The sequence below is a fragment of the Pseudomonas sp. NFIX49 genome, assembly GCF_900115915.1.
Taxonomy (GTDB): Bacteria; Pseudomonadota; Gammaproteobacteria; order Pseudomonadales; family Pseudomonadaceae; genus Aquipseudomonas; species Aquipseudomonas pharyngis.
This window is the reverse complement of record NZ_FOYE01000010.1, coordinates 57,238-77,577: the sequence shown is the minus strand read 5'-3', so window position 1 is coordinate 77,577 and position 20,340 is coordinate 57,238. Positions and strand designations below refer to the sequence as shown.

Below are 20,340 nucleotides of genomic sequence, written 5' to 3'. Positions count from 1 at the left end.
GGAAAACGCGATGCGCATGGCAAAAGGATTGTTGGGGTTGTTGATGGTGTTGCCGTTGCTGGCCTCGGCCGAGGAAATCGGTCAGGTGTCGACGGTGTTCAAATTTGTCGGGCCGAACGACCGGATCGTGGTCGAGGCATTCGATGACCCGAAGGTTGAAGGTGTGACCTGCTACCTGTCGCGCGCCAAGACCGGTGGTGTGAAGGGTGGGTTGGGTCTGGCCGAGGATCGTGCCGAGGCGTCCATTGCTTGCCGCCAGGTCGGGCCGATCAACTTCAGGGGTGAGTTGAAGGATGGCGAAGAGGTGTTCAAGGAGCGTACCTCGCTGGTGTTCAAGACCATGCAGGTGGTGCGCTTCCTCGACAAGAAGCGCAATACGCTGGTCTATCTGGTCTACAGTGATCGTCTGATCGAGGGTAGCCCGCAGAATGCGGTGACGGCGATCCCGATTCTGCCGTGGGCGTCAGCTCATTAATCACGCGTAAAAAAAGAGGAGCCGATTGGCTCCTCTTTTTTTTGGCCTTGATTTCAGCAAATCGCAGGCAATAAAAAACCGACCCTGAGGTCGGTTTTTTAATGACTACGTCGCTTAGGCAGCTTCTTTCAGTGCCTTGACGTGGCCATTCAGACGGCTCTTATGGCGAGCAGCCTTGTTCTTGTGGATGATGCCTTTATCGGCCATACGGTCGATAACTGGCACAGCCAGAACGTATGCAGCTTGAGCTTTTTCAGCGTCTTTTGCGTCGATGGCTTTAACTACATTCTTGATGTAGGTACGAACCATGGAACGCAGGCTGGCGTTGTGGCTGCGACGCTTCTCAGCCTGTTTTGCACGTTTTTTGGCGGAAGGTGAGTTGGCCACCGTCGAGCTCCTCGAAAGACTTTTTAGGAAATAGCAAACAAAATAGGCCGCGAATCATGCCGATGAGTTGAAGTCTTGTCAAGGGCGCTTGAAACGTTCCGCTAAGTGGTAGGCGTGGTGCGACGGGATATTTCTTTCCGGCGTGTGACCTGTAAACTCGCGAGCTTTGGCTCTGTGCTGTTGCGGCGCGGAGTATCGCACAAGTGGGCGCGTTATTCGCCTGCTGTTTATCGACAGGCACACATTCCTTCAATGAATCTGCTCAAATCGTTGGCCGCCGTCAGCTCTATCACGATGCTTTCCCGGATTCTCGGGTTTGTTCGCGACACGCTCATCGCCCGCACCTTCGGCGCCGGAATGGCGACCGACGCCTTCTTCATCGCCTTCAAACTGCCCAACCTGCTGCGCAGGATTTTCGCCGAGGGCGCATTTTCCCAGGCTTTTGTGCCGATCCTGGCCGAATATAAAAGCCAGAAAGGCGAAGAGGCGACCCGCACCTTTATTGCCTACGTTTCCGGTCTGCTGACGCTGGTGCTGGCGCTGGTCACCGCGCTGGGCATGATTGCCGCGCCCTGGGTGATCTGGGCCACGGCGCCGGGTTTCACCGATACCCCGGAAAAATTCCAGCTGACCTCCGACCTGTTGCGAGTGACCTTCCCCTATATATTGCTGATCTCCCTGTCTTCGCTGGCGGGGGCGATCCTCAATACCTGGAACCGTTTCTCGGTGCCGGCATTCGTGCCGACGCTGCTCAACGTCAGCATGATCGTGTTTTCGCTGTTCCTGACGCCGTACTTCGATCCACCGGTCATGGCCCTCGGCTGGGCAGTGCTGGTCGGCGGCCTCGCGCAACTGCTCTACCAACTGCCGCACTTGAAAAAGATCGGCATGCTGGTGCTGCCGCGCCTGAATCTGCGCGATACCGGTGTCTGGCGGGTCATGAAGCAGATGTTGCCGGCGATCATCGGCGTCTCGGTCAGTCAGATTTCGCTGATCATCAACACTATTTTCGCCTCGTTCCTGGTGGCGGGCTCTGTGTCGTGGATGTATTACGCCGACCGTTTGATGGAGCTGCCATCCGGCGTGCTCGGTGTTGCATTGGGCACGATCCTGCTGCCGACATTGGCCAAGACCTATGCGAGCAAGGATCGCCACGAGTATTCGCGGATTCTCGATTGGGGTCTGCGCCTGTGCTTCGTGCTGGTGCTGCCGTGTGCGCTGGCGCTGGGTATCCTGGCCGAGCCGTTGACGGTTTCGTTGTTCCAGTACGGCCAGTTCAGCGGGTTTGATGCGGAAATGACGCAGCGGGCATTGATTGCCTATTCTGTCGGTCTGCTCGGGATTATCGTGATCAAAGTGCTGGCGCCGGGCTTTTATGCGCAACAGAACATTCGCACACCGGTAAAAATCGCAATCTTCACTCTGGTGGTCACGCAGTTGTTCAATCTGGTGTTGATCGGTCCTCTGGCACACGCCGGTCTGGCGCTGGCAATCAGCGCCGGTGCCTGTCTGAACGCCGGGCTGCTGTTCTATCAACTGCGCAAGCAGCAGATGTATCAACCGCAGCCGGGGTGGCTGAAGTTCGGTTTCAAGCTGTTGGTCGCGGTGGCGGTGATGTCGGCCGTGCTGTTGATCGGCATGCATTTCATGCCCGCGTGGGATCAGGGCCACATGCTTGAGCGCTTCCTGCGCCTGGGCGCGCTGGTGGTTGCCGGCGTGGTTGCGTATTTCGGCATGTTGCTGCTGCTCGGTTTCCGCCTGCGCGACTTCAATCGCAAGGCGTTGAGCTGAGGTTTCACCCCTGAAAGACGGGCGCGAGCCGGCAGTTTTGTCGGCTCGATCACTTTGGGTTACGGTGTTGCCTGTCGTCGGCCGTCGGGTGTGGTTATAATCGGCCACTTTATGAGCAAGAAGCGCGTTATGCAGCTGGTTCGAGGCCTCCACAATCTGCGCCCCCAGCATCGGGGCTGCGTCGCCACTATTGGCAACTTTGACGGTGTTCACCGTGGTCACCAGGCCATCCTGGCCCGACTGCGTGAGCGTGCGCTCGAGTTGGGCGTACCCAGCTGCGTGGTGATTTTCGAGCCGCAGCCACGGGAATTCTTTGCCCCGGAGACCGCGCCGGCGCGTCTGGCCCGGTTGCGCGACAAGCTGCAACTGCTGGCCGCCGAAGGCGTCGACCGGGTCTTGTGTCTGGCCTTCAACCAGCGCTTGAGCAAGCTCAGCGCCAGCGAGTTCGTCGATACCATCCTGGTTGATGGCCTCGGCGTGCAGCATCTGGAGGTCGGTGATGATTTCCGCTTCGGTTGCGACCGCCTCGGCGATTTCGATTTCCTGTTGCAGGCCGGGCAGGTCCACGGCTTTACCGTGGAAGCCGCGCAAACCGTCGAGCTGGACGGCATTCGCGTCAGCAGCACCCAGGTGCGCAACGCGTTGGCCGCCGCCGATTTCGCGCTGGCTGAACGCCTGCTGGGTCGCCCGTACCGGATTGCCGGTCGCGTGCTGCATGGCCAGAAACTGGCCCGCCAACTGGGTACGCCCACGGCGAACATTCAACTGAAACGCCGTCGCGTGCCGTTTACCGGGGTTTATCTGGTCGACGTCGACATCGACGGCAAGACCTGGCCCGGCGTCGCCAATATCGGCGTGCGGCCCACGGTCCAAGGTGATGGCAAGGCCCACCTTGAAGTCCATCTTTTAGATTTTGCCGGCGATCTGTATGACCGGCGTTTGACGGTGGTATTCCACCAGAAGCTGCGTGAAGAGCAGCGTTTCGCCTCCCTGGAGGCATTGAAAACGGCGATCAGCGCGGATGTCGCCGCCGCCCGTGCACTAGCCGCACCTAGCGCCCATCGCTAAATGAAGAGCCTTAAATGACCGACTATAAAGCCACGCTAAACCTTCCGGACACCGCCTTCCCAATGAAGGCCGGCCTGCCACAGCGCGAACCGCAGATCCTGCAGCGCTGGGACAGTATTGGCCTGTACGGAAAGTTGCGCGAGATTGGCAAGGATCGTCCGAAGTTCGTCCTGCACGACGGCCCTCCGTACGCCAACGGTACGATTCACATCGGTCACGCACTGAACAAGATTCTCAAGGACATGATCATCCGCTCGAAGACCCTGTCGGGCTTCGACGCGCCGTATGTCCCGGGCTGGGATTGCCACGGCCTGCCGATCGAGCACAAGGTCGAAGTGACTCACGGCAAGAACCTGGGCGCGGACAAGACCCGCGAACTCTGCCGTGCGTACGCCACCGAGCAGATCGAAGGGCAGAAGACCGAGTTCATCCGCCTCGGCGTGCTGGGCGACTTCGCCAACCCGTACAAGACCATGAACTTCAAGAACGAGGCTGGTGAAATCCGTGCCCTCGCCGAAATCGTCAAGGGCGGTTTCGTGTTCAAGGGCCTGAAGCCGGTGAACTGGTGCTTCGATTGCGGTTCGGCCCTGGCCGAAGCGGAAGTCGAGTACGAGAACAAGAAGTCCTCGACCATCGACGTAGCGTTCCCTATCGCTGACGAGGCCAAACTGGCTGCCGCGTTCGGTCTGCCGTCCCTGGGCAAACCGGCCTCGATCGTGATCTGGACCACCACCCCGTGGACCATCCCGGCCAACCAGGCGCTCAACGTTCATCCGGAATTCACCTACGCCCTGGTCGACATCGGCGACAAGCTGCTGGTGCTGGCTGAAGAACTGGTCGAATCCTGCCTTACCCGTTACGGCGTCGAAGGCACTGTATTGGCGACCGCACCGGGCTCGGCGCTGGAACTGATCAATTTCCGTCACCCGTTCTATGACCGTCTGTCGCCGGTGTACCTGGCCGACTACGTGGAACTGGGCGCCGGCACCGGCGTGGTTCACTCCGCCCCGGCCTACGGTGTTGACGACTTCGTGACCTGCAAGAAGTACGGCATGGTCAACGACGACATCCTCAACCCGGTACAGAGCAACGGCGTTTACGTGCCGTCGCTGGAATTCTTCGGCGGCCAGTTCATCTGGAAGGCCAACCCGGCCATCGTCGACAAGCTGACCGAAGTCGGTGCGCTGCTGCACACTACCGTCATCGAACACAGCTACATGCACTGCTGGCGCCACAAGACCCCGCTGATCTACCGCGCCACCGCGCAGTGGTTCATCGGCATGGACAAAGAGCCAGTCAGCGGCGACACCCTGCGCGTGCGCTCGCTCAAAGCCATCGAAGAAACCAAGTTCGTTCCGGCCTGGGGGCAGGCGCGCCTGCACTCGATGATCGCCAACCGTCCGGACTGGTGCATCTCCCGTCAGCGCAATTGGGGCGTGCCGATCCCGTTCTTCCTGAACAAGGAAAGCGGCGAGCTGCACCCACGTACCGTCGAGCTGATGGAAGAAGTCGCCAAGCGCGTTGAAGTCGAAGGCATCGAAGCCTGGTTCAAACTCGACGCTGCCGAACTGCTGGGCGATGAAGCGCCGCAGTACGACAAGATCAGCGACACCCTCGACGTCTGGTTCGACTCGGGTACCACCCACTGGCACGTCCTGCGCGGTTCGCACCCGATGGGCCACGAGACCGGTCCGCGTGCCGACCTGTACCTGGAAGGTTCGGACCAGCACCGTGGCTGGTTCCATTCGTCCTTGCTGACAGGTTGCGCCATCGACAACCACGCGCCGTACCGCGAGCTGCTGACCCACGGCTTCACCGTGGACGAGTCCGGGCGCAAGATGTCCAAGTCCCTGGGCAACGTGATCGCGCCGCAGAAAGTCAACGACACCCTGGGCGCCGACATCATGCGTCTGTGGGTCGCGTCGACCGACTACTCCGGCGAAATGGCTGTGTCCGAGCAGATCCTGCAGCGCAGCGCGGACGCCTATCGTCGTATTCGTAACACCGCGCGTTTCCTGCTTTCCAACCTGACCGGTTTCAACCCGGCCACCGATCTGCTGCCGGCTGAAGACATGCTGGCGCTGGATCGCTGGGCGGTGGACCGTACCCTGCTGCTGCAACGTGAGCTGCAAGAGCATTACGGCGAATACCGTTTCTGGAACGTCTACTCGAAGATCCACAACTTCTGCGTGCAGGAGCTGGGTGGTTTCTATCTGGACATCATCAAGGACCGCCAGTACACCACCGGCGCCGACAGCAAGGCCCGTCGTTCGTGCCAGACCGCGCTGTTCCACATCTCCGAAGCGCTGGTGCGCTGGATCGCGCCGATCCTGGCGTTCACCGCCGACGAGCTGTGGCAATACCTGCCGGGCGAGCGCAACGAATCGGTGATGCTCAACACCTGGTACGAAGGCCTGACCGAGTTGCCGGAAGGCTTCGAGCTGGGTCGCGAGTACTGGGATCGCATCATGGAAGTGAAGGTGGCGGTCAACAAAGAAATGGAAATCCAGCGCGCGGCCAAGGCCGTCGGTGGCAACCTGCAAGCCGAAGTGACGCTGTTCGCCGAAGACGCGCTGACCGCCGACCTGGCCAAACTGAGCAACGAGCTGCGCTTTGTCCTGATCACCTCGACTGCCACTGTTGCGCCGTTCGTGCAGGCTCCGGCCGACGCTGTGGCCACCGAAGTCAGCGGCCTGAAGCTGAAGATCGTCAAATCCGCCTTCCCGAAATGTGCCCGTTGCTGGCACTGCCGCGAAGACGTCGGCGTGAACCCGGAACATCCGGAAATCTGCGGCCGTTGCGTGGACAACATCGATGGCGCTGGCGAGGTTCGTCACTATGCCTAATGCCGTTGGCCGTTTCGGACGGCTGAGCTGGCTCTGGTTGAGCTTGCTGGTTCTGGTCATTGACCAGGCCAGCAAGTTCTACTTCGAAGGCAAGCTCGAGATGTTTCAGCAGATCGTGATCATCCCTGATTACTTCAGCTGGACACTGGCCTACAACACCGGCGCTGCCTTCAGCTTCCTCGCGGACAGCTCAGGCTGGCAGCGCTGGCTGTTCGCCCTGATCGCGATTGCGGTCAGTGCAGTGCTGGTGGTCTGGCTCAAGCGCCTGGGCCGCAACGAAACCTGGCTGGCCATCGCGCTGGCGCTGGTTCTTGGCGGCGCACTGGGCAACCTTTATGACCGCATTGCCCTGGGCCATGTGATCGACTTCATTCTGGTGCACTGGCAGAACCGCTGGTACTTCCCGGCGTTCAACTTCGCCGACAGCGCCATCACCGTTGGCGCGGTGATGCTGGCACTGGACATGTTCAAAACCAAGAAATCCGGAGAAACCGTTCATGACTGAACAGGTATTGGCTGAGCAACGCATCGGCCAGAACACGGAAGTCACCTTGCACTTTGCATTGCGCCTGGAGAACGGCGACACGGTCGACAGCACTTTCGACAAAGCCCCTGCGACTTTCAAGGTCGGCGACGGCAACCTGCTGCCGGGCTTCGAGGCGGCGCTGTTCGGCTTCAAGGCCGGCGACAAGCGTACCCTGACCGTCGAGCCGGAAAACGCCTTCGGCCAGCCGAACCCGCAAAATGTACAGATCATCCCGCGTTCGCAGTTTGCGGACATGGAGCTGTCGTCGGGTCTGCTGGTGATCTTCAACGATGCGGCCAATACTGAGCTGCCGGGTGTGGTGAAAGAGTTCGACGATGCGCAAGTGACCGTTGACTTCAATCACCCGCTAGCTGGCAAGACGCTGACCTTTGACGTGGAAATCTTCTCCGTCAAAGCGCTGTAATTGCTGTTCTGCAGGAGCCGGCTGACCGGCTCCTGTAATGATCCAATCTTTCGCGCGCAAGACACGAGGCACCGCATGCAAATCAAACTCGCCAACCCCCGTGGCTTCTGCGCCGGCGTGGACCGGGCGATCGAAATCGTCAACCGCGCCCTGGAAGTCTTCGGGCCGCCGATCTATGTGCGTCACGAAGTGGTGCACAACAAGTTCGTGGTTGAAGACCTGCGCAGTCGTGGCGCAATCTTCGTCGAAGAGCTCGATCAGGTACCGGACGACGTGATCGTGATCTTCAGTGCCCACGGCGTTTCGCAAGCCGTGCGCACCGAAGCCGCCGGCCGTGGCCTGAAAGTGTTCGACGCCACCTGCCCGCTGGTGACGAAGGTGCACATCGAAGTCGCGAAATACAGCCGCGACGGCCGTGAATGCATCCTGATCGGCCACGCCGGTCACCCGGAAGTCGAAGGCACCATGGGCCAGTACGACGCCAGTAATGGCGGCGCGATCTACCTCGTCGAAGACGAGAAGGATGTCGCCGAGTTGCAGGTGCACAACCCTGAAAAACTCGCCTTCGTCACCCAGACCACACTGTCGATGGATGACACCAGCCGTGTCATCGATGCGCTGCGTACGCGTTTCCCGGCCATCGGTGGCCCGCGCAAGGACGATATCTGCTACGCCACGCAGAATCGTCAGGACGCGGTCAAGCAACTGGCCGACGAATGCGACGTGGTGTTGGTGGTGGGCAGCCCGAACAGCTCCAACTCCAACCGCCTGCGTGAGCTGGCTGAACGCATGGCCACGCCGGCCTACCTGATCGATGGCGCCGAAGACCTGCAAAAGAGCTGGTTCGACGGTGTCGAGCGTATCGGCATCACCGCCGGTGCCTCCGCTCCGGAAGTTCTGGTGCGTGGCGTGATCCAGCAGTTGCAGGCCTGGGGCGCCACCGGCGCCGACGAACTGGCCGGGCGTGAGGAGAACATCACGTTCTCGATGCCTAAAGAGCTGCGCGTTCGCTCGATCTGATCGCTTTATCCTTTCGGCAAAGCGCCTGTTCAGCCTTTTGGCTGGTCAGGCGTACGCGACCGGTTGCCGCCAGCACCACCTGGAGCTGGCTGACCGGCTCGCGAGCCGAGCATAGATGTAACGTCCCCGCCTGAAATTTCCGGTCCGGCACCAGTGGCTGGCCCAGGCTGCTGAAGCGTATGTAACGGCTCACCAGCCAGTTGCCGACAATCGGTATCTTTCCGTCACTCGCCTGCTCGGTCAGCAATGGATTACCCGCATCCGCCGGCCCCTTCCCATTGAGATCCAGGATGATCCGCCAGCCCTGACCCCAGTCACCGTTGATGCCATGAATCACCACACTCTGGTTGCGCGTGATGGCCATGCTCCGGGCATTACGAATCCCGTCGAGCAAAGAGTGCGCGGCCTGCTGCCGCCGGTTTGATTCGGTGAAGTCCGCCAGCGCCGGACTGACCAGCGACAGAACAATTGCGCCGATCGCCAGTCCCATAAGCAGTTCGACCAGACTGAAACCCTGTTGCGGCATGTGCGCCTCCTCCCTGGATTGTGCACGGCGGCGCAATCCGTGCGCCGCACGCGGTAAATCAACCGGCGCATGCCGGTCGAATGTTCTAGGTTTGTACAGGTATAGCCGACGGCAACGGAGGGCATCGATGGATCATCGTACAAAAGGTTTCACGCTGATCGAGCTGTTGGTGGCGGTCGCGGTGTTTGTGATCCTGATCACGATGGCGGTGCCGGCATTCACCCGTTCGGTGCAGGGCAGCAAGGCCGACACCGAGGTCGGCGACCTGCAACGGGCCCTCAACTACGCCAGGCTCGAGGCGATCAACCGGGGCGTCACCACTCGCTTGCGGCCGAGCGCCGGCGGCAGTGTCTGGACCGGCGAGTTGTCGGTCTACGACAGTACTGGCACTCCGGCCAATGTATTGCGGGTTGTTCCAGCGATGAGCAGCGGCGCGACTCTGACGCTACCCTCTGGAGTGACCGCGCTGGATTTCAATAATCTGGGCGGGCTGGCGGCGCCATCCACGGCGGTGGTGATCAGTTACACGCTGGGCACGCAAAGCAGGACGCTGAACGTGTGTCTGAACGGACGAATTCAATTGGGTGGAAGTTGCGGATGAGGGCAGGGAGCAAGTACGCACAGGAGGGCATGACGCTGATCGAAGTGCTGGTCGCGTTGTTGATTCTGACGGTCGGGTTGCTGGGCGCGGCGGCGGTTCAGCTCAATGCGCTGAAGTACACCGACAGCTCGCGCATGACCAGCCAGGCGAGTTTTATCGCTTACGACATGATGGACCGGATTCGCGCCAACTCGGGCGCCGACTACACCGTCACACCGCCGACCACGGGCAACCTGAGTGTCGCCCGGGATCAGGACCTCTACGACTTCACCACCAACATCGTCAATTTCGGTGGCCCGACCGCCACCGGCAGCATCACCCTCAATCAACGCGTGTACACCATCACCATCACCTGGAGTGACGCGCGCGCCGCCAATACGACCGGTGCAACCCGCAGTTTTGTCCTGACGAGTCGCGCCGCGGTCGATCCGGTGGCCACACCATGAAGCGCCAAAACCTGGGTTTCGGCCTGATCGAAATGCTGGTCGCTCTGGCGCTGGGGCTGATCGTGGTGCTCGGCGTGGTGCAGATCTTCCTGGCGGCGAAGAACACTTATGTCAGTCAGAACAGTGCGGCCGCCATGCAGGAGGACGCGCGGTTCGTGTTGAGCAAGATGATCCAGGAACTGCGCATGGTGGGCATGTTCGGCTGCCTGGGCACGATTACCGATTCCAGCTCGGCGGGAGATTTCACAGCGGCCCAGATCACGCCGATCAGCTGGGACAACGCCAATCTAAAACTGACCCTGGTCACCGCCGATGTCGGCAGCGCGGGCGGGACGCCGACCTGGACCGTGGTCTCCGATTGCCGCAACAGCGCCACGGCTTATACCGGTGCGCGGGTGGCGGCGACAGGACAGATCGCGTTTCCGATCCGTCGGCTGGTCTACAGCTTCAGCAATAACCAGATTCTGATGGGCACCGGCAGCGGCAACCCCGCCCAGCAGGTGCTGGTGAACAATGTCAGTGCGTTCACCGTGATGTTTGGTCTGGCGAGTTCCGCGACCGATGTTGCGGCGTCCACCTACAGCGCCAACCCCGGTGATCCGGCGCGGATTCGCAGCGTACGCCTGAGCCTGACCCTCACTGATCCGAATAATCGGGTCCGCAATCAAACCTTCAACGTGGTTGCCGCCTTGCGCAACCGCTTGCAGTGAGGGGCGAGCGATGAACGTTTCTCTCCATCGGCGACGGTCCCAGGGCGGCATGGTGTTGCTGGTCAGCCTGGTATTTCTGCTGCTCCTGACGCTGATCGGCCTGTCATCGATGCAAAGCGCCAACCTGCAGGAAAAAATGGCCGGCAGCGTGAGTTTGCGCAATCAATCGTTCCAGACTGCCGAGGCCGCGCTGCGCATCGGCGAAAGTGCGGTGCAACTGGATGGCTACGCGCTGGCGGTGTGCGCCAGCCCTACCCAATGCGCGCCGCCGGCGGAGTCCTCGGTGGTCAGCGCGGCCGGGTTCAATTCCACGTCGGGGGTCACCTGGATCGCCGCCGGCAGCGGGTTCTACGGGGTGCAGAATATCGGTACGACCCTGACGGCGGTGAACGTACCGAGCAACACCTCGGCGACGTTGTACCGGGTCACGGCCATCGGCATCGCCGGCACTTCGCGCAGTGTGGTGGAGAGTGTCTATGCGAAGTACTGAGCGACGCTTCAAATGGTTGTCGCTGCTGCTCGGCGTGTTGACCGGGCTCTATCTGGCGGCACCGGCGTATGCTTTCACGCCGTCCGATTCGCCACTGTTAAGCGCGGCCGCCGTGCCACCGAACGTGATGTTGATGATCGACGACTCGGGCAGCATGAACAGCATCATCTATGCAGCAGGGTTCGATCCGACCGTGGATCGCACGCCGGCCCGCCAGTGCAACGCGGTCATCGGCCTGTGCCTGAGCTCAACTGCCATTACCGGCGATACGATCTTTCTCTCGAGCCTGCCAACCTCCGGCTGCTCCGGCGGTGCCTATGCGTTCTACAACAACAGCCTGACGCCGCTCTGCCTGAAGCTGCCGGATCCGGTGGGCAGCGGCAACACTCGCTATTCGGCGGATTACATTTCCTATGTGGTGAGTCTGGCGATCAACAACGGCACACGCGACTTCACCACCGGGGCAATTCCCAACGATTACCGGATCAACGTAGCGCGCAACGTTTCCACCGCACTGGTCACCAGCAACCGCAACCTGCGCATGGGCCTGGCCACCTTCAATCCGGCCACCAGCAACAACCCTGGCAACGGCGGTTTCATTGCCCGCTCCATCAGCGACCTGTCACCGGTCAGCGGCAGCGTGACCCAGGCCCAGGCCGACACCAACTACAACGCACTGATTTCCTCGATCAACGGACTGAGCGCGGTGGCCAACACTCCATTGGCCGAAACCTACTACGAGATCACCCGCTATATGCGCGGGATGGCGCCGTACTACAACACCACGCCGAGCACTTACACCAGCCCGATCCAGTATCGCTGCCAGAAAAACTACGGCGTGGTCATCACCGACGGTTTGCCGACCTACGACCGCACCTTTCCGAGCAACGACCCGCTGGGCGGCAGCCGCCTGCCGAACTGGGACGGCATCAACAATGACGGGAACAACCTCAACGGGGACGGGGAGGGCGATACGCTGTACCTGGACGATATCGCCAAGTTCGCCTTCGACATCGACATGCGTTCCACCGGCACCGATGCAGCGGGCAAGAGCTGGAACGCGGTGGATTTCCCCAGGCAGAACATGAACACCTACACCGTGGGTTTCACCGCTTCCAACGACATGCTCTCGGATGCCGCCGATTACGGACAGGGCCGCTACTACCAGGCGACCGACAGCGCCGGTCTGAATGCCGCGCTGTCTTCGGCGTTGAGCGACATCACCTCGAAGGCCGGTTCCGGCGGCAGCGGTGTCGCCAGCGGGACGACGCTGGCGAGCGGCACCAGTTATTTCCAAACCAGTTATGACCCCAAGGACTGGCGCGGCACGATCAAGTCCTTTGGGTTCAACTCGGCCGGGGCGGTCAATACTTCGGCGGTGCTGTGGACCACCGATACGGCCATCGTGCCCGGAGCCACTGCGCCGACCTACCAGTCGTGGAACTCCCTGAACAACGCGGCGGTGACGCTGGCTTACGGCAACTTCTCCCCGGCCCAGCAGACCGTTCTCAGCCAGGGTTTGCCCACCGGCATCAGCGGCATCGATCTGGTCGAGTGGAGCAAGGGCACCAACAAGGCCGGGCTCAAAGTGCGCAGCGTATTGCTCGGGGACATCATCAACTCGCCGCTGGTGCTGGCCTCGCCCACGGAAAAAACCGCCTCCGATCTGGCCGGTGACACCACCTACAGCACCTACCTGACCACCAAGGCTTCGAACATGAATGCCAGCCTGGTGGTGAACGCCAACGACGGTTTTGTCAGCGTCATCAACTCGGCCAACGGTACCCGGCGCTATGCCTACATGCCGTCCAGCGTATTGCCCTCGCTGCGCCTGATTGCCGATCCGAACTACGTCAACGGCGTCAGCCACAAGTTTCTGGTGGATGGTCAGCTCGGTGTATTCGATGCGCAATTCGGTACGGCGTGGAAAACTCTGGCCATCGGCGGTACGGGCGCCGGCGGCAAGACTTTCTATGGGCTCCAGCTGTTCGACGCCTCGGCGGGCAACGTCATCCGTGCCTTGTGGGAAGTCAGCGCGCCGACGACCGCCAGTACTTCCAACGCTTTTAATGATCTGGGTTACGCCTATGCCCGTCCGGAAGTGGCACGCTTGGCCGATGGTCGCTGGGCGGCATTCATTGCCAACGGTTACGGCAGCAACTCCGGGGTGGCGGCGCTGTATGTGCTGGATGTGCGCGATGGTTCGCTGATCAGAAAAATTGTCATCGACGGTACGGAAACTACCAACGGTTTATCCTCGGTGAAGCTGCGGGTCAATTCGCAGAACGTGGTGCAGGCCGCATATGGCGGTGACTTGAAGGGGCGGTTGTGGAAATTCGACCTGAGCGCCACGTCCTCCGACAGCTGGGGCGTGGCGTTTTCCGGCAGGCCGTTGTTCACCACGGCCGGCGGGGCGACTCAGCCGATCACCGCGCAACCGTTGCTGGCGGACAACGCTCTGGGTGGCAAACAGATTTTCGTCGGCACCGGCAAATTCAACGAAGCCGCTGACAAGACCAACAAGGATTTGCAGGCGTTCTATTCGGTGTGGGATGCCGATGGCGGGTCGGGCCAGATCACGGTCAGCAGTTTGCAGGCGCAGGCGATTACCGGGGTGTTCTCCGGCAGTACCGGACAGTTCGTCACCACCAGCCAGAACGACACGACGTATCCGGCGGAGAAGGGCTGGTACCTGCCGCTGGTGTACAACAACGCATTGACCGGCGAACGGGTGATCAACCAGGCCAGTCTGGTGCTGGGACGAATCGTGTTCACCACGGCCAGTGTCGATACCACCGACCCGTGTTCCAGTTTCGGTACCGGCAAACTGATCGAACTCGATGCGTTCAGCGGTAAGATGCTCAACTACGCGGTGCTCGACACCAACGCCGATGGCGTGGTCGACAGCAACGACACGATTTCCAGCGGCGTGGTGTTCACCGGCGGTATCCCGACCCTGAACGCCATCGTCAACGGTGCATCACGCAAGGTCGTGAACGATTCCAGTGGCGGTATCACCACCCTGGTGGAAAAATCCGGCGGCGGCAGCCGGCGTATCATGTGGCGGCAAATTCAGTAAGCGAGAGTTCGAGGCATGCGCAGATCCAACCGAGGTTTCACCCTGATCGAGATCATGATCGTGATTGCGATTATCGGGATCATCATTACCATTGCCGCACCGAGCTATACCGAATATCTGAAGAAGGGCCGTCGCGCCGAGGTGGTATCGCTGCTGTCGGAGCAGGCGCAGACTCTCGAGCGGTTCTACACCAGAAACAATGCTTACACGGGCGTCACCGGTCTCAGCACGGGTAATGATTTCTACACCATCACCCCGACCATCGCTGACCAGACCTTTGTGCTGACCGCGACCCGCAAGGCCGGCACCAGCATGGCCACTGACAAGTGCGGCGATTTCACCCTCACCAACACCGGTGTCAGAAGCATGAACAACGCGACCACCGGGCTGACCACCAAGGATTGCTGGGGCCGCTGAGCCGCATTATTTCGGGTGCCTTTTGCGCCCACTGTCTTTTTTACGGTTGGATCAAACATGACCAGGCAACAGCAAGTGGTGATTGTCGGTGGCGGGGTGATTGGCCTGCTCACTGCGTACAACCTCGCCTCCGAGGTCAGCAGCGTGGTGCTGCTCGATCGTTCGAACGTCGGCCAGGAATCGTCCTGGGCCGGCGGCGGTATCGTGTCTCCGCTGTACCCGTGGCGCTACAGCCCGGCCGTCACCGCGCTGGCGCACTGGTCGCAGGATTTTTATCCACAACTGGGTGAGCGCCTTTTTGCCGATACCGGGGTCGACCCCGAAGTGCACACCACCGGCCTGTACTGGCTGGACCTGGATGACGAAGCCGAAGCGCTGGCGTGGGCTGCGCGGGAAAACCGTCCGCTGCGGGCTGTGGATATCTCGGCGGCGCATGATGCGGTACCGGTGCTCGGTGGCGGTTTTTCCCGGGCGATCTACATGGCCGATGTCGCCAACGTGCGCAATCCGCGGCTGGTGAAGTCTTTGAAAGCGGCTTTGCAGGCGTTGCCGAACGTGACGATTCACGAGCAGTGCGAAGTCAGCGGGTTTGTCCGTGATGGCGAGCGGGTGGTGGGCGTGCAGACCTCCACGGGTGTGATCACCGGTGATCAGGTCGTTCTCACCGCAGGTGCGTGGAGCGGCGAACTGCTCAAGACCCTGGACCTGTCGCTGCCGGTGGAGCCGGTCAAGGGCCAGATGATTCTCTACAAGTGCGCGGCGGATTTCCTGCCGAGCATGGTGCTGGCCAAGGGGCGCTACGCGATTCCGCGCCGTGACGGGCACATTCTGATCGGCAGTACGTTGGAACACGAAGGCTTCGACAAGACCCCGACGGACAGCGCGCTGGAAAGCCTCAAGGCATCGGCAGTCGAGTTGCTGCCGGCGCTGGCCGATGCCGAAGTGGTGGGGCACTGGGCCGGGCTGCGACCGGGTTCGCCCGAGGGCATCCCTTACATTGGCCGGGTTCCGGGGTTTGACGGTCTGTGGCTGAACTGCGGGCATTACCGCAATGGGCTGGTGCTGGCGCCGGCGTCCTGTCAGTTGTTTGCCGATGTGATGCTGGGGCGCGCGCCGATCATTGATCCGGCGCCATATGCACCGGCCGGACGGATCTAGTCAGTTTTTCTTCCGGCAACTGATAAATCGCCTTCGCGGGCAAGCCCGCGAAGGGGCTCTCAGTCCAGCCCGAGCTTCTTGAGCCTGTAGCGCATCGACCGAAATGACAGGCTCAACCGCTGCGCCGCCGCCGTGCGATTCCAGCGGGTTTCCTCCAGCGCCTGCAGAATCAGTTTGCGTTCGACGCTTTCCAGATAGTCTTCCAGATTGTCGATCTGCGTGAGATCGGCAATGCCGCCTTCAGCGGTGCCATTACCTTCACTCAGGCGTAAATCCTCGGCCTCGATCGTGCGGTTTTCACACAGGGTGTGTGCCCGCTCGAGCACGTTCTCCAGCTCCCGCACGTTGCCCGGAAAACGGTAGTTTTTCAGCGCTTCGAGTGCATGGGGGTGAAGACGTGCCGCCGGTTGCCCGGTGCCATTGGCCAGGCGCTTGAGCACATGGCCGGCCAACGCTTCGATGTCCTCGCGACGTTCGCGCAGTGACGGCACACGCAGTTCGATCACGTTCAGCCGGTAATACAGATCCTGACGGAAACGCTCGGCAGCCACTTCCGCATCGAGGTCTTTGTGCGTCGCGCAGAGGATGCGCACATCGACCACGGTTTCCTGTTGCCCGCCGACGCTGCGCACGGCTTTTTCCTGGATCGCCCGCAGCAGCTTGACCTGCATCGGCAGCGGCAGATCCGCCACTTCATCGAGAAACAGTGTGCCGCCATGGGCCGCCTGAAACAGTCCTGGTTTATCCTCCACTGCACCGCTGAAACTGCCTTTGCGGTGGCCGAAGAACTCGCTCTCCATCAACTCTGAAGGAATCGCCCCGCAGTTCACCGGCACGAACGGCTGATTGGCGCGGGGGCCTTGTTCATGAATCAATCGGGCCACCAGCTCCTTGCCGCTGCCGGACTCGCCGCTGATGTACACCGGTGCCTGGCTGCGGGCCAGTTTGTCGATCTGCTTGCGCAGGTTGCGCATCGGCGGTGAATCGCCGAGCAGCCGCCGGTCGATCGAAGTGCAGACATTGCCCGGCGCCGGCATGCGCAACGCCGAGCCGACCAGCTCGCGCAGGCGTGTCAGGTCCACCGGTTTGGTCAGGAAGTCGAAAGCCCCGGCCTTGAGGGCGTTGATTGCTGTTTCCAGGCTGCCGTACGCGGTGATCATCGCCACCGGCAGTTGTGGATAACGTTGCTGAATGTGCTGCACCAGTTCCAGGCCGGTGCCGTCGGGCAGGCGCATGTCGGTCAGGCACAGATCGAAGCTCTCGCGGCGCAGCAGCGCCTGGGCTTCATTGAGATTGCGTGCGCTGAAGGTGTCGAGTTTCATCCGTCCCAGGGTGATTTCCAGGAGTTCGCGGATATCCGGCTCGTCGTCGACGATGAGGATTTTTTGCCGTGGGCTCGTGTTCAACTTTGTTTCCGTCCGTGAGCAAAGGTGATGCGAAAGCAGCCGCCGCCTTGGCGTGATTTGAAGTCTAGGCGCGCTTGATTGCTTTCGCACAGCTCACGGGACAGATAAAGCCCAAGGCCGGTGCCCTGGCTGCTGGTGGTAAAGAACGGTTCGAACAGGTGAGCCTGCTGATCGAGCGGCACGCCGGGGCCGTTGTCTTGCACTTCGAGCACGGCCAGCGTGCTCTCGGGGTCGATGAACAGCGTCAGCCAGATCTCGGCCGGATCGTGCAACAGGGCGCTGTGGCGCCAGCCGTTGCGTAACAGATTGTCGAGAATCTGTGTGAGCTGGCCCGGATCCATCAGGGTGCGAAAATCCCCCGGGCCGATGTGCAGATGAATGTGCTGGCGCTCGCCGGCCTGTTCGCGGCTCTCGTCGACGAACTGCTCCAGCCACGGTTTGAGGTCGAGCCGTTGCGGTGCGCTCTGCTGGCGGCGGGACAGTTGCAGGACGTTTTCGATGACTCGGTTCATGCGCTGGGAGTGGTCTTGAATGATCTGCGTCAGACGCCGATCCGCGCCGTCGAGTTCCTCGGATTCCTGCAACAGCTGCGCGGCATGACTGATGGCCCCCAGCGGATTGCGGATTTCATGGGCGATACCGGCGGTCAGCCGGCCCAGCGCGGCCAGTTTCAATTGCTGGGCCTGCTGGGCGATCTGGGCGAGGTCTTCGAGAAACACCAGGGTCTGGCGGTTCGGACTCTGTTCCAGGGCGATGAAGCTCGGCTGCAGCTCCAGGCCATTGCCGGCGATTTTCAGGCTTTGCGGGCGCAGGGTCGGGTTGTTCAGCCACAGTTGCAGGCGTTCGACCAATGCGCTCGAGTGCTCGTCGATCAGGTCGCCTTCAAGGTGCGTTTGGCCCAGCAAGGTCCTCGCGCTGTGGTTGGCCAGTTGCACCCGGCGCTGTTCGTCGAGCACCAGAATGCCGGTGCGCATGCGTTGCAGGATCAGCGCGTTGAGGGCTTCGAGCCCCACCACTTCGCTGGCGCGCAGCTCGGCCAGGTTCTCGCTGACTTCGAGACGGCGCATCAATCCCTGCACCAGCAGCGAGGCGGCGAAGCACAAGGCGCCGAGGGTGCCGGCCTGCAGATAGTCGTTGGCGCTCAGGGGATGGCTGAAACTCAGCAGAAAGCTGAGCCCGACGATGCCGAGGGTGGCGATGGCGGCGATCAGCAAGCCGATACGTCGTCGCAGCAAGGTGTTGCTGATGGCCACCGAAACGATCAGCAAGTTGCCAATCGCACTGGCCACACCGCCCGCTGCGTAGAACACGCCGCACAGCAGCAGAATGTCGACCAGTGCCAGAGCGAACAACTGGGCCGGGCGGCGGATGTTCTCGAGGAACACCACCAGCAGGATGTTCAGCACCAGGTACAACCAGCTGCCATTGCGCAGCCACTCGTCGTTGGCCGAGGTCAGCAGGCGGTTGTCCATGTTGCTGGAGATCAGCAGCACCAGGGTGATGCCGACACTTAAACGGTACAGATGATAGAGACGCAGCAGTCGCTGGGCCTGTTTGCTGTCGGCGTTGTCAGCCTCAGCGATCACTGGAACCGGGGCCTTGCTCAAGGTGAGCCTGGCTGCAATACCACTGTTGTTGAAGGTTCAGCGCGCGGTCGCGGGGCAGGTGCACGCCGCAATGGGCGCAACGCACCATCGGCGCGGCATCCTGTTCGCGAGGCGATCGGGTGGACGAGGCGGGGGCCTTGAATTTGCGCCACAACCAGACAGCGGCGGCGATCAAGGCAATCCAGAACAGTAAACGAAGCATGATGGGCGGCTTTTCGGCTAATGATCCGGCAGTTTAGCCAAGGACCCGACAGGCGCACAGCCCAATCACACGCCGCAATAAAAAGGGAGATCCGAAGATCTCCCTTTTTGGCATCACCGCAGTGATCAGTCGAACAGACCGAAGGTCATGTAGCTGAAGATGGAACGGTCGCTGTCGCTCGACTCCGGTTCCGGCTCTTCGATCACGTCGCCGTTTTCGTCTTTAGGCTTTAGTTCGTTCGGGATCGCGTCTTTCGCGTCCTGGAACTGCTTCTGCACGTCCTGGTTGGCGCGGGTCTCTCCCGGCGGCAGCGGCGGACGGGATTCGATCAGACCCAGGGTGGCCTTGCTCAGGAACGAACGGTTGTCGGCTTCGGCAACGCGAGGCACGAACTGACCGTCCTGCAGGCTCGGGTGGTTCGGGTAGTTGAGCTTCAGGGTTTCCAGACTGGTGGCCGCCAGTTCGTCCAGATGCAGGCGCTGGTAGGCTTCGGTCATCACCGCCAGGCCGTCACCGACCGATGGGGTTTCCTGGAAGTTTTCCACTACATAACGACCACGGTTGGCAGCGGCGACATAGGCCTGACGGGTCAGGTAGTAGTCGGCCACGTGGATTTCGTACGCGGCCAGCAGGTTGCGCAGGTAGATCATGCGCTGCTTGGCGTCAGGCGCGTAGCGGCTGTTCGGGTAGCGGCTGGTCAGCTGGGCGAACTCATTGTAGGAGTCGCGGGCGGCACCCGGGTCACGCTTGGTCATGTCCAGCGGCAGGAAGCGCGCCAGCAGGCCGACGTCCTGGTCGAACGAAGTCAGACCTTTCAGGTAGTAGGCGTAATCCACGTTCGGGTGCTGCGGGTGCAGACGAATGAAACGCTCGGCGGCGGACTTTGCAGCTTCCGGCTCGGCGTTCTTGTAGTTGGCATAGATCAGTTCCAGCTGAGCCTGATCGGCATAGCGACCGAACGGATAACGCGACTCCAGAGCCTTCAGCTTGGCTGTGGCGCTGGTGTAGCTGTTGTTGTCCAGGTCCTGTTGAGCCTGCTGGTACAGCTCGGCTTCACTCAGGTTTTCGTCTACGACTTCCTTCGATGAGCAAGCAGCGGTCAATGCGAGGATGGCGATCAGCAGCAGGTGTTTCACTTGCATGGCGGCTTGCGTCCCTATG

Annotated in this window: 20 protein-coding genes; 14 read left to right on the top strand and 6 right to left on the bottom strand. The window is 61.1% G+C overall.

The annotated features are described in order from the left end of the window. Positions 1 to 10: 10 nt before the first annotated feature. Complete coding sequence (locus BMZ46_RS25905; RefSeq protein ID WP_039771714.1) at positions 11 to 475, top strand: CreA family protein; 465 nt, start codon at positions 11 to 13, stop codon at positions 473 to 475. A 114-nt stretch (positions 476 to 589) separates the two neighbouring features. Here the strand turns inward: BMZ46_RS25905 and rpsT are convergent, their stop codons facing one another. Further along, entirely contained in the window at positions 590 to 862 is a 273-nt protein-coding gene (rpsT, locus tag BMZ46_RS25900; protein ID WP_003228351.1) for a 30S ribosomal protein S20, read from the bottom strand. A gap of 252 nt (positions 863 to 1,114) precedes the next feature. Between rpsT and murJ the strand changes: the two genes are divergently transcribed. From murJ to ispH, 6 genes are all read left to right on the top strand, one after another. Then, complete coding sequence (gene murJ / locus BMZ46_RS25890; protein WP_074691489.1) at positions 1,115 to 2,653, top strand: murein biosynthesis integral membrane protein MurJ; 1,539 nt, start codon at positions 1,115 to 1,117, stop codon at positions 2,651 to 2,653. A gap of 129 nt (positions 2,654 to 2,782) precedes the next feature. Further along, entirely contained in the window at positions 2,783 to 3,721 is a 939-nt protein-coding gene (gene ribF, locus BMZ46_RS25885) for a bifunctional riboflavin kinase/FAD synthetase (protein ID WP_007959537.1), read from the top strand. 14 nt (positions 3,722 to 3,735) lie between these two features. Further along, positions 3,736 to 6,567: an isoleucine--tRNA ligase gene (gene ileS, locus BMZ46_RS25880; RefSeq protein WP_074691488.1), complete on the top strand. Its 2,832-nt coding sequence runs from the start codon at positions 3,736 to 3,738 to the stop codon at positions 6,565 to 6,567. Next, on the top strand, positions 6,560 to 7,072 hold the full coding sequence (gene lspA / locus BMZ46_RS25875; RefSeq protein ID WP_074691487.1) for a signal peptidase II: 513 nt from the start codon (positions 6,560 to 6,562) through the stop codon (positions 7,070 to 7,072). The genes ileS and lspA overlap by 8 nt, the downstream gene beginning before the upstream one ends. Before the next feature lie 7 nt (positions 7,073 to 7,079). Further along, positions 7,080 to 7,517 (top strand): FKBP-type peptidyl-prolyl cis-trans isomerase, encoded by a 438-nt coding sequence (fkpB, locus tag BMZ46_RS25870; protein ID WP_170844943.1) that lies wholly within the window; start codon positions 7,080 to 7,082, stop codon positions 7,515 to 7,517. Positions 7,518 to 7,592: 75 nt separating this feature from the next. Beyond that, positions 7,593 to 8,537, top strand: coding sequence for a 4-hydroxy-3-methylbut-2-enyl diphosphate reductase (gene ispH / locus BMZ46_RS25865; protein WP_038361699.1), 945 nt, complete (start codon positions 7,593 to 7,595; stop codon positions 8,535 to 8,537). Here the strand turns inward: ispH and BMZ46_RS25860 are convergent. Continuing rightward, the gene (locus tag BMZ46_RS25860) at positions 8,509 to 9,063 is read right to left on the bottom strand and encodes a GspH/FimT family pseudopilin (protein WP_074691485.1); all 555 of its coding nucleotides are present in this window, start codon (positions 9,061 to 9,063) and stop codon (positions 8,509 to 8,511) included. The two genes, ispH and BMZ46_RS25860, sit on opposite strands and share 29 nt — an antisense overlap. A 127-nt stretch (positions 9,064 to 9,190) precedes the next feature. Between BMZ46_RS25860 and BMZ46_RS25855 the strand changes: the two genes are divergently transcribed. Genes BMZ46_RS25855 through thiO form a run of 7 tightly spaced genes read left to right on the top strand, consistent with a single transcriptional unit; the run spans position 9,191 to position 15,964 of the window. Continuing rightward, entirely contained in the window at positions 9,191 to 9,664 is a 474-nt protein-coding gene (locus BMZ46_RS25855) for a GspH/FimT family pseudopilin (protein WP_064599521.1), read from the top strand. Continuing rightward, positions 9,661 to 10,110 (top strand): type IV pilus modification protein PilV, encoded by a 450-nt coding sequence (gene pilV / locus BMZ46_RS25850; RefSeq protein ID WP_074691484.1) that lies wholly within the window; start codon positions 9,661 to 9,663, stop codon positions 10,108 to 10,110. The genes BMZ46_RS25855 and pilV overlap by 4 nt, the downstream gene beginning before the upstream one ends. After that, positions 10,107 to 10,820: a PilW family protein gene (locus tag BMZ46_RS25845; protein ID WP_074691483.1), complete on the top strand. Its 714-nt coding sequence runs from the start codon at positions 10,107 to 10,109 to the stop codon at positions 10,818 to 10,820. Before pilV ends, BMZ46_RS25845 begins: the two co-directional genes overlap by 4 nt. Before the next feature lie 10 nt (positions 10,821 to 10,830). Then, positions 10,831 to 11,310 carry a pilus assembly PilX family protein gene (locus tag BMZ46_RS25840; protein WP_074691482.1) on the top strand — a complete coding sequence of 160 codons (480 nt, stop codon included), beginning with the start codon at positions 10,831 to 10,833 and terminating at the stop codon, positions 11,308 to 11,310. Then, positions 11,297 to 14,389, top strand: a complete 3,093-nt coding sequence (locus tag BMZ46_RS25835; RefSeq protein WP_074691481.1) for a pilus assembly protein — start codon at positions 11,297 to 11,299, stop codon at positions 14,387 to 14,389. Before BMZ46_RS25840 ends, BMZ46_RS25835 begins: the two co-directional genes overlap by 14 nt. Before the next feature lie 15 nt (positions 14,390 to 14,404). Then, positions 14,405 to 14,806: a type IV pilin protein gene (locus BMZ46_RS25830; protein WP_064382097.1), complete on the top strand. Its 402-nt coding sequence runs from the start codon at positions 14,405 to 14,407 to the stop codon at positions 14,804 to 14,806. Positions 14,807 to 14,863: 57 nt separating this feature from the next. Further along, positions 14,864 to 15,964, top strand: coding sequence for a glycine oxidase ThiO (thiO, locus tag BMZ46_RS25825; protein ID WP_074691480.1), 1,101 nt, complete (start codon positions 14,864 to 14,866; stop codon positions 15,962 to 15,964). Positions 15,965 to 16,023: 59 nt separating this feature from the next. Here the strand turns inward: thiO and BMZ46_RS25820 are convergent, their stop codons facing one another. The 4 genes from BMZ46_RS25820 to BMZ46_RS25805 all read right to left on the bottom strand — a co-directional run bounded on the left by BMZ46_RS25820 (position 16,024) and on the right by BMZ46_RS25805 (position 20,321). Further along, positions 16,024 to 17,370, bottom strand: a complete 1,347-nt coding sequence (locus BMZ46_RS25820; protein WP_074691479.1) for a sigma-54-dependent transcriptional regulator — start codon at positions 17,368 to 17,370, stop codon at positions 16,024 to 16,026. After that, entirely contained in the window at positions 17,367 to 18,956 is a 1,590-nt protein-coding gene (locus BMZ46_RS25815) for an ATP-binding protein (RefSeq protein ID WP_074691478.1), read from the bottom strand. Before BMZ46_RS25815 ends, BMZ46_RS25820 begins: the two co-directional genes overlap by 4 nt. Continuing rightward, a complete protein-coding gene (locus tag BMZ46_RS25810) occupies positions 18,946 to 19,179 on the bottom strand; it encodes a PP0621 family protein (RefSeq protein WP_039771683.1) in 234 nt (77 codons plus the stop codon). Before BMZ46_RS25810 ends, BMZ46_RS25815 begins: the two co-directional genes overlap by 11 nt. A gap of 125 nt (positions 19,180 to 19,304) precedes the next feature. After that, complete coding sequence (locus tag BMZ46_RS25805) at positions 19,305 to 20,321, bottom strand: outer membrane protein assembly factor BamD (RefSeq protein WP_007959566.1); 1,017 nt, start codon at positions 20,319 to 20,321, stop codon at positions 19,305 to 19,307. Positions 20,322 to 20,340 lie beyond the last annotated feature (19 nt).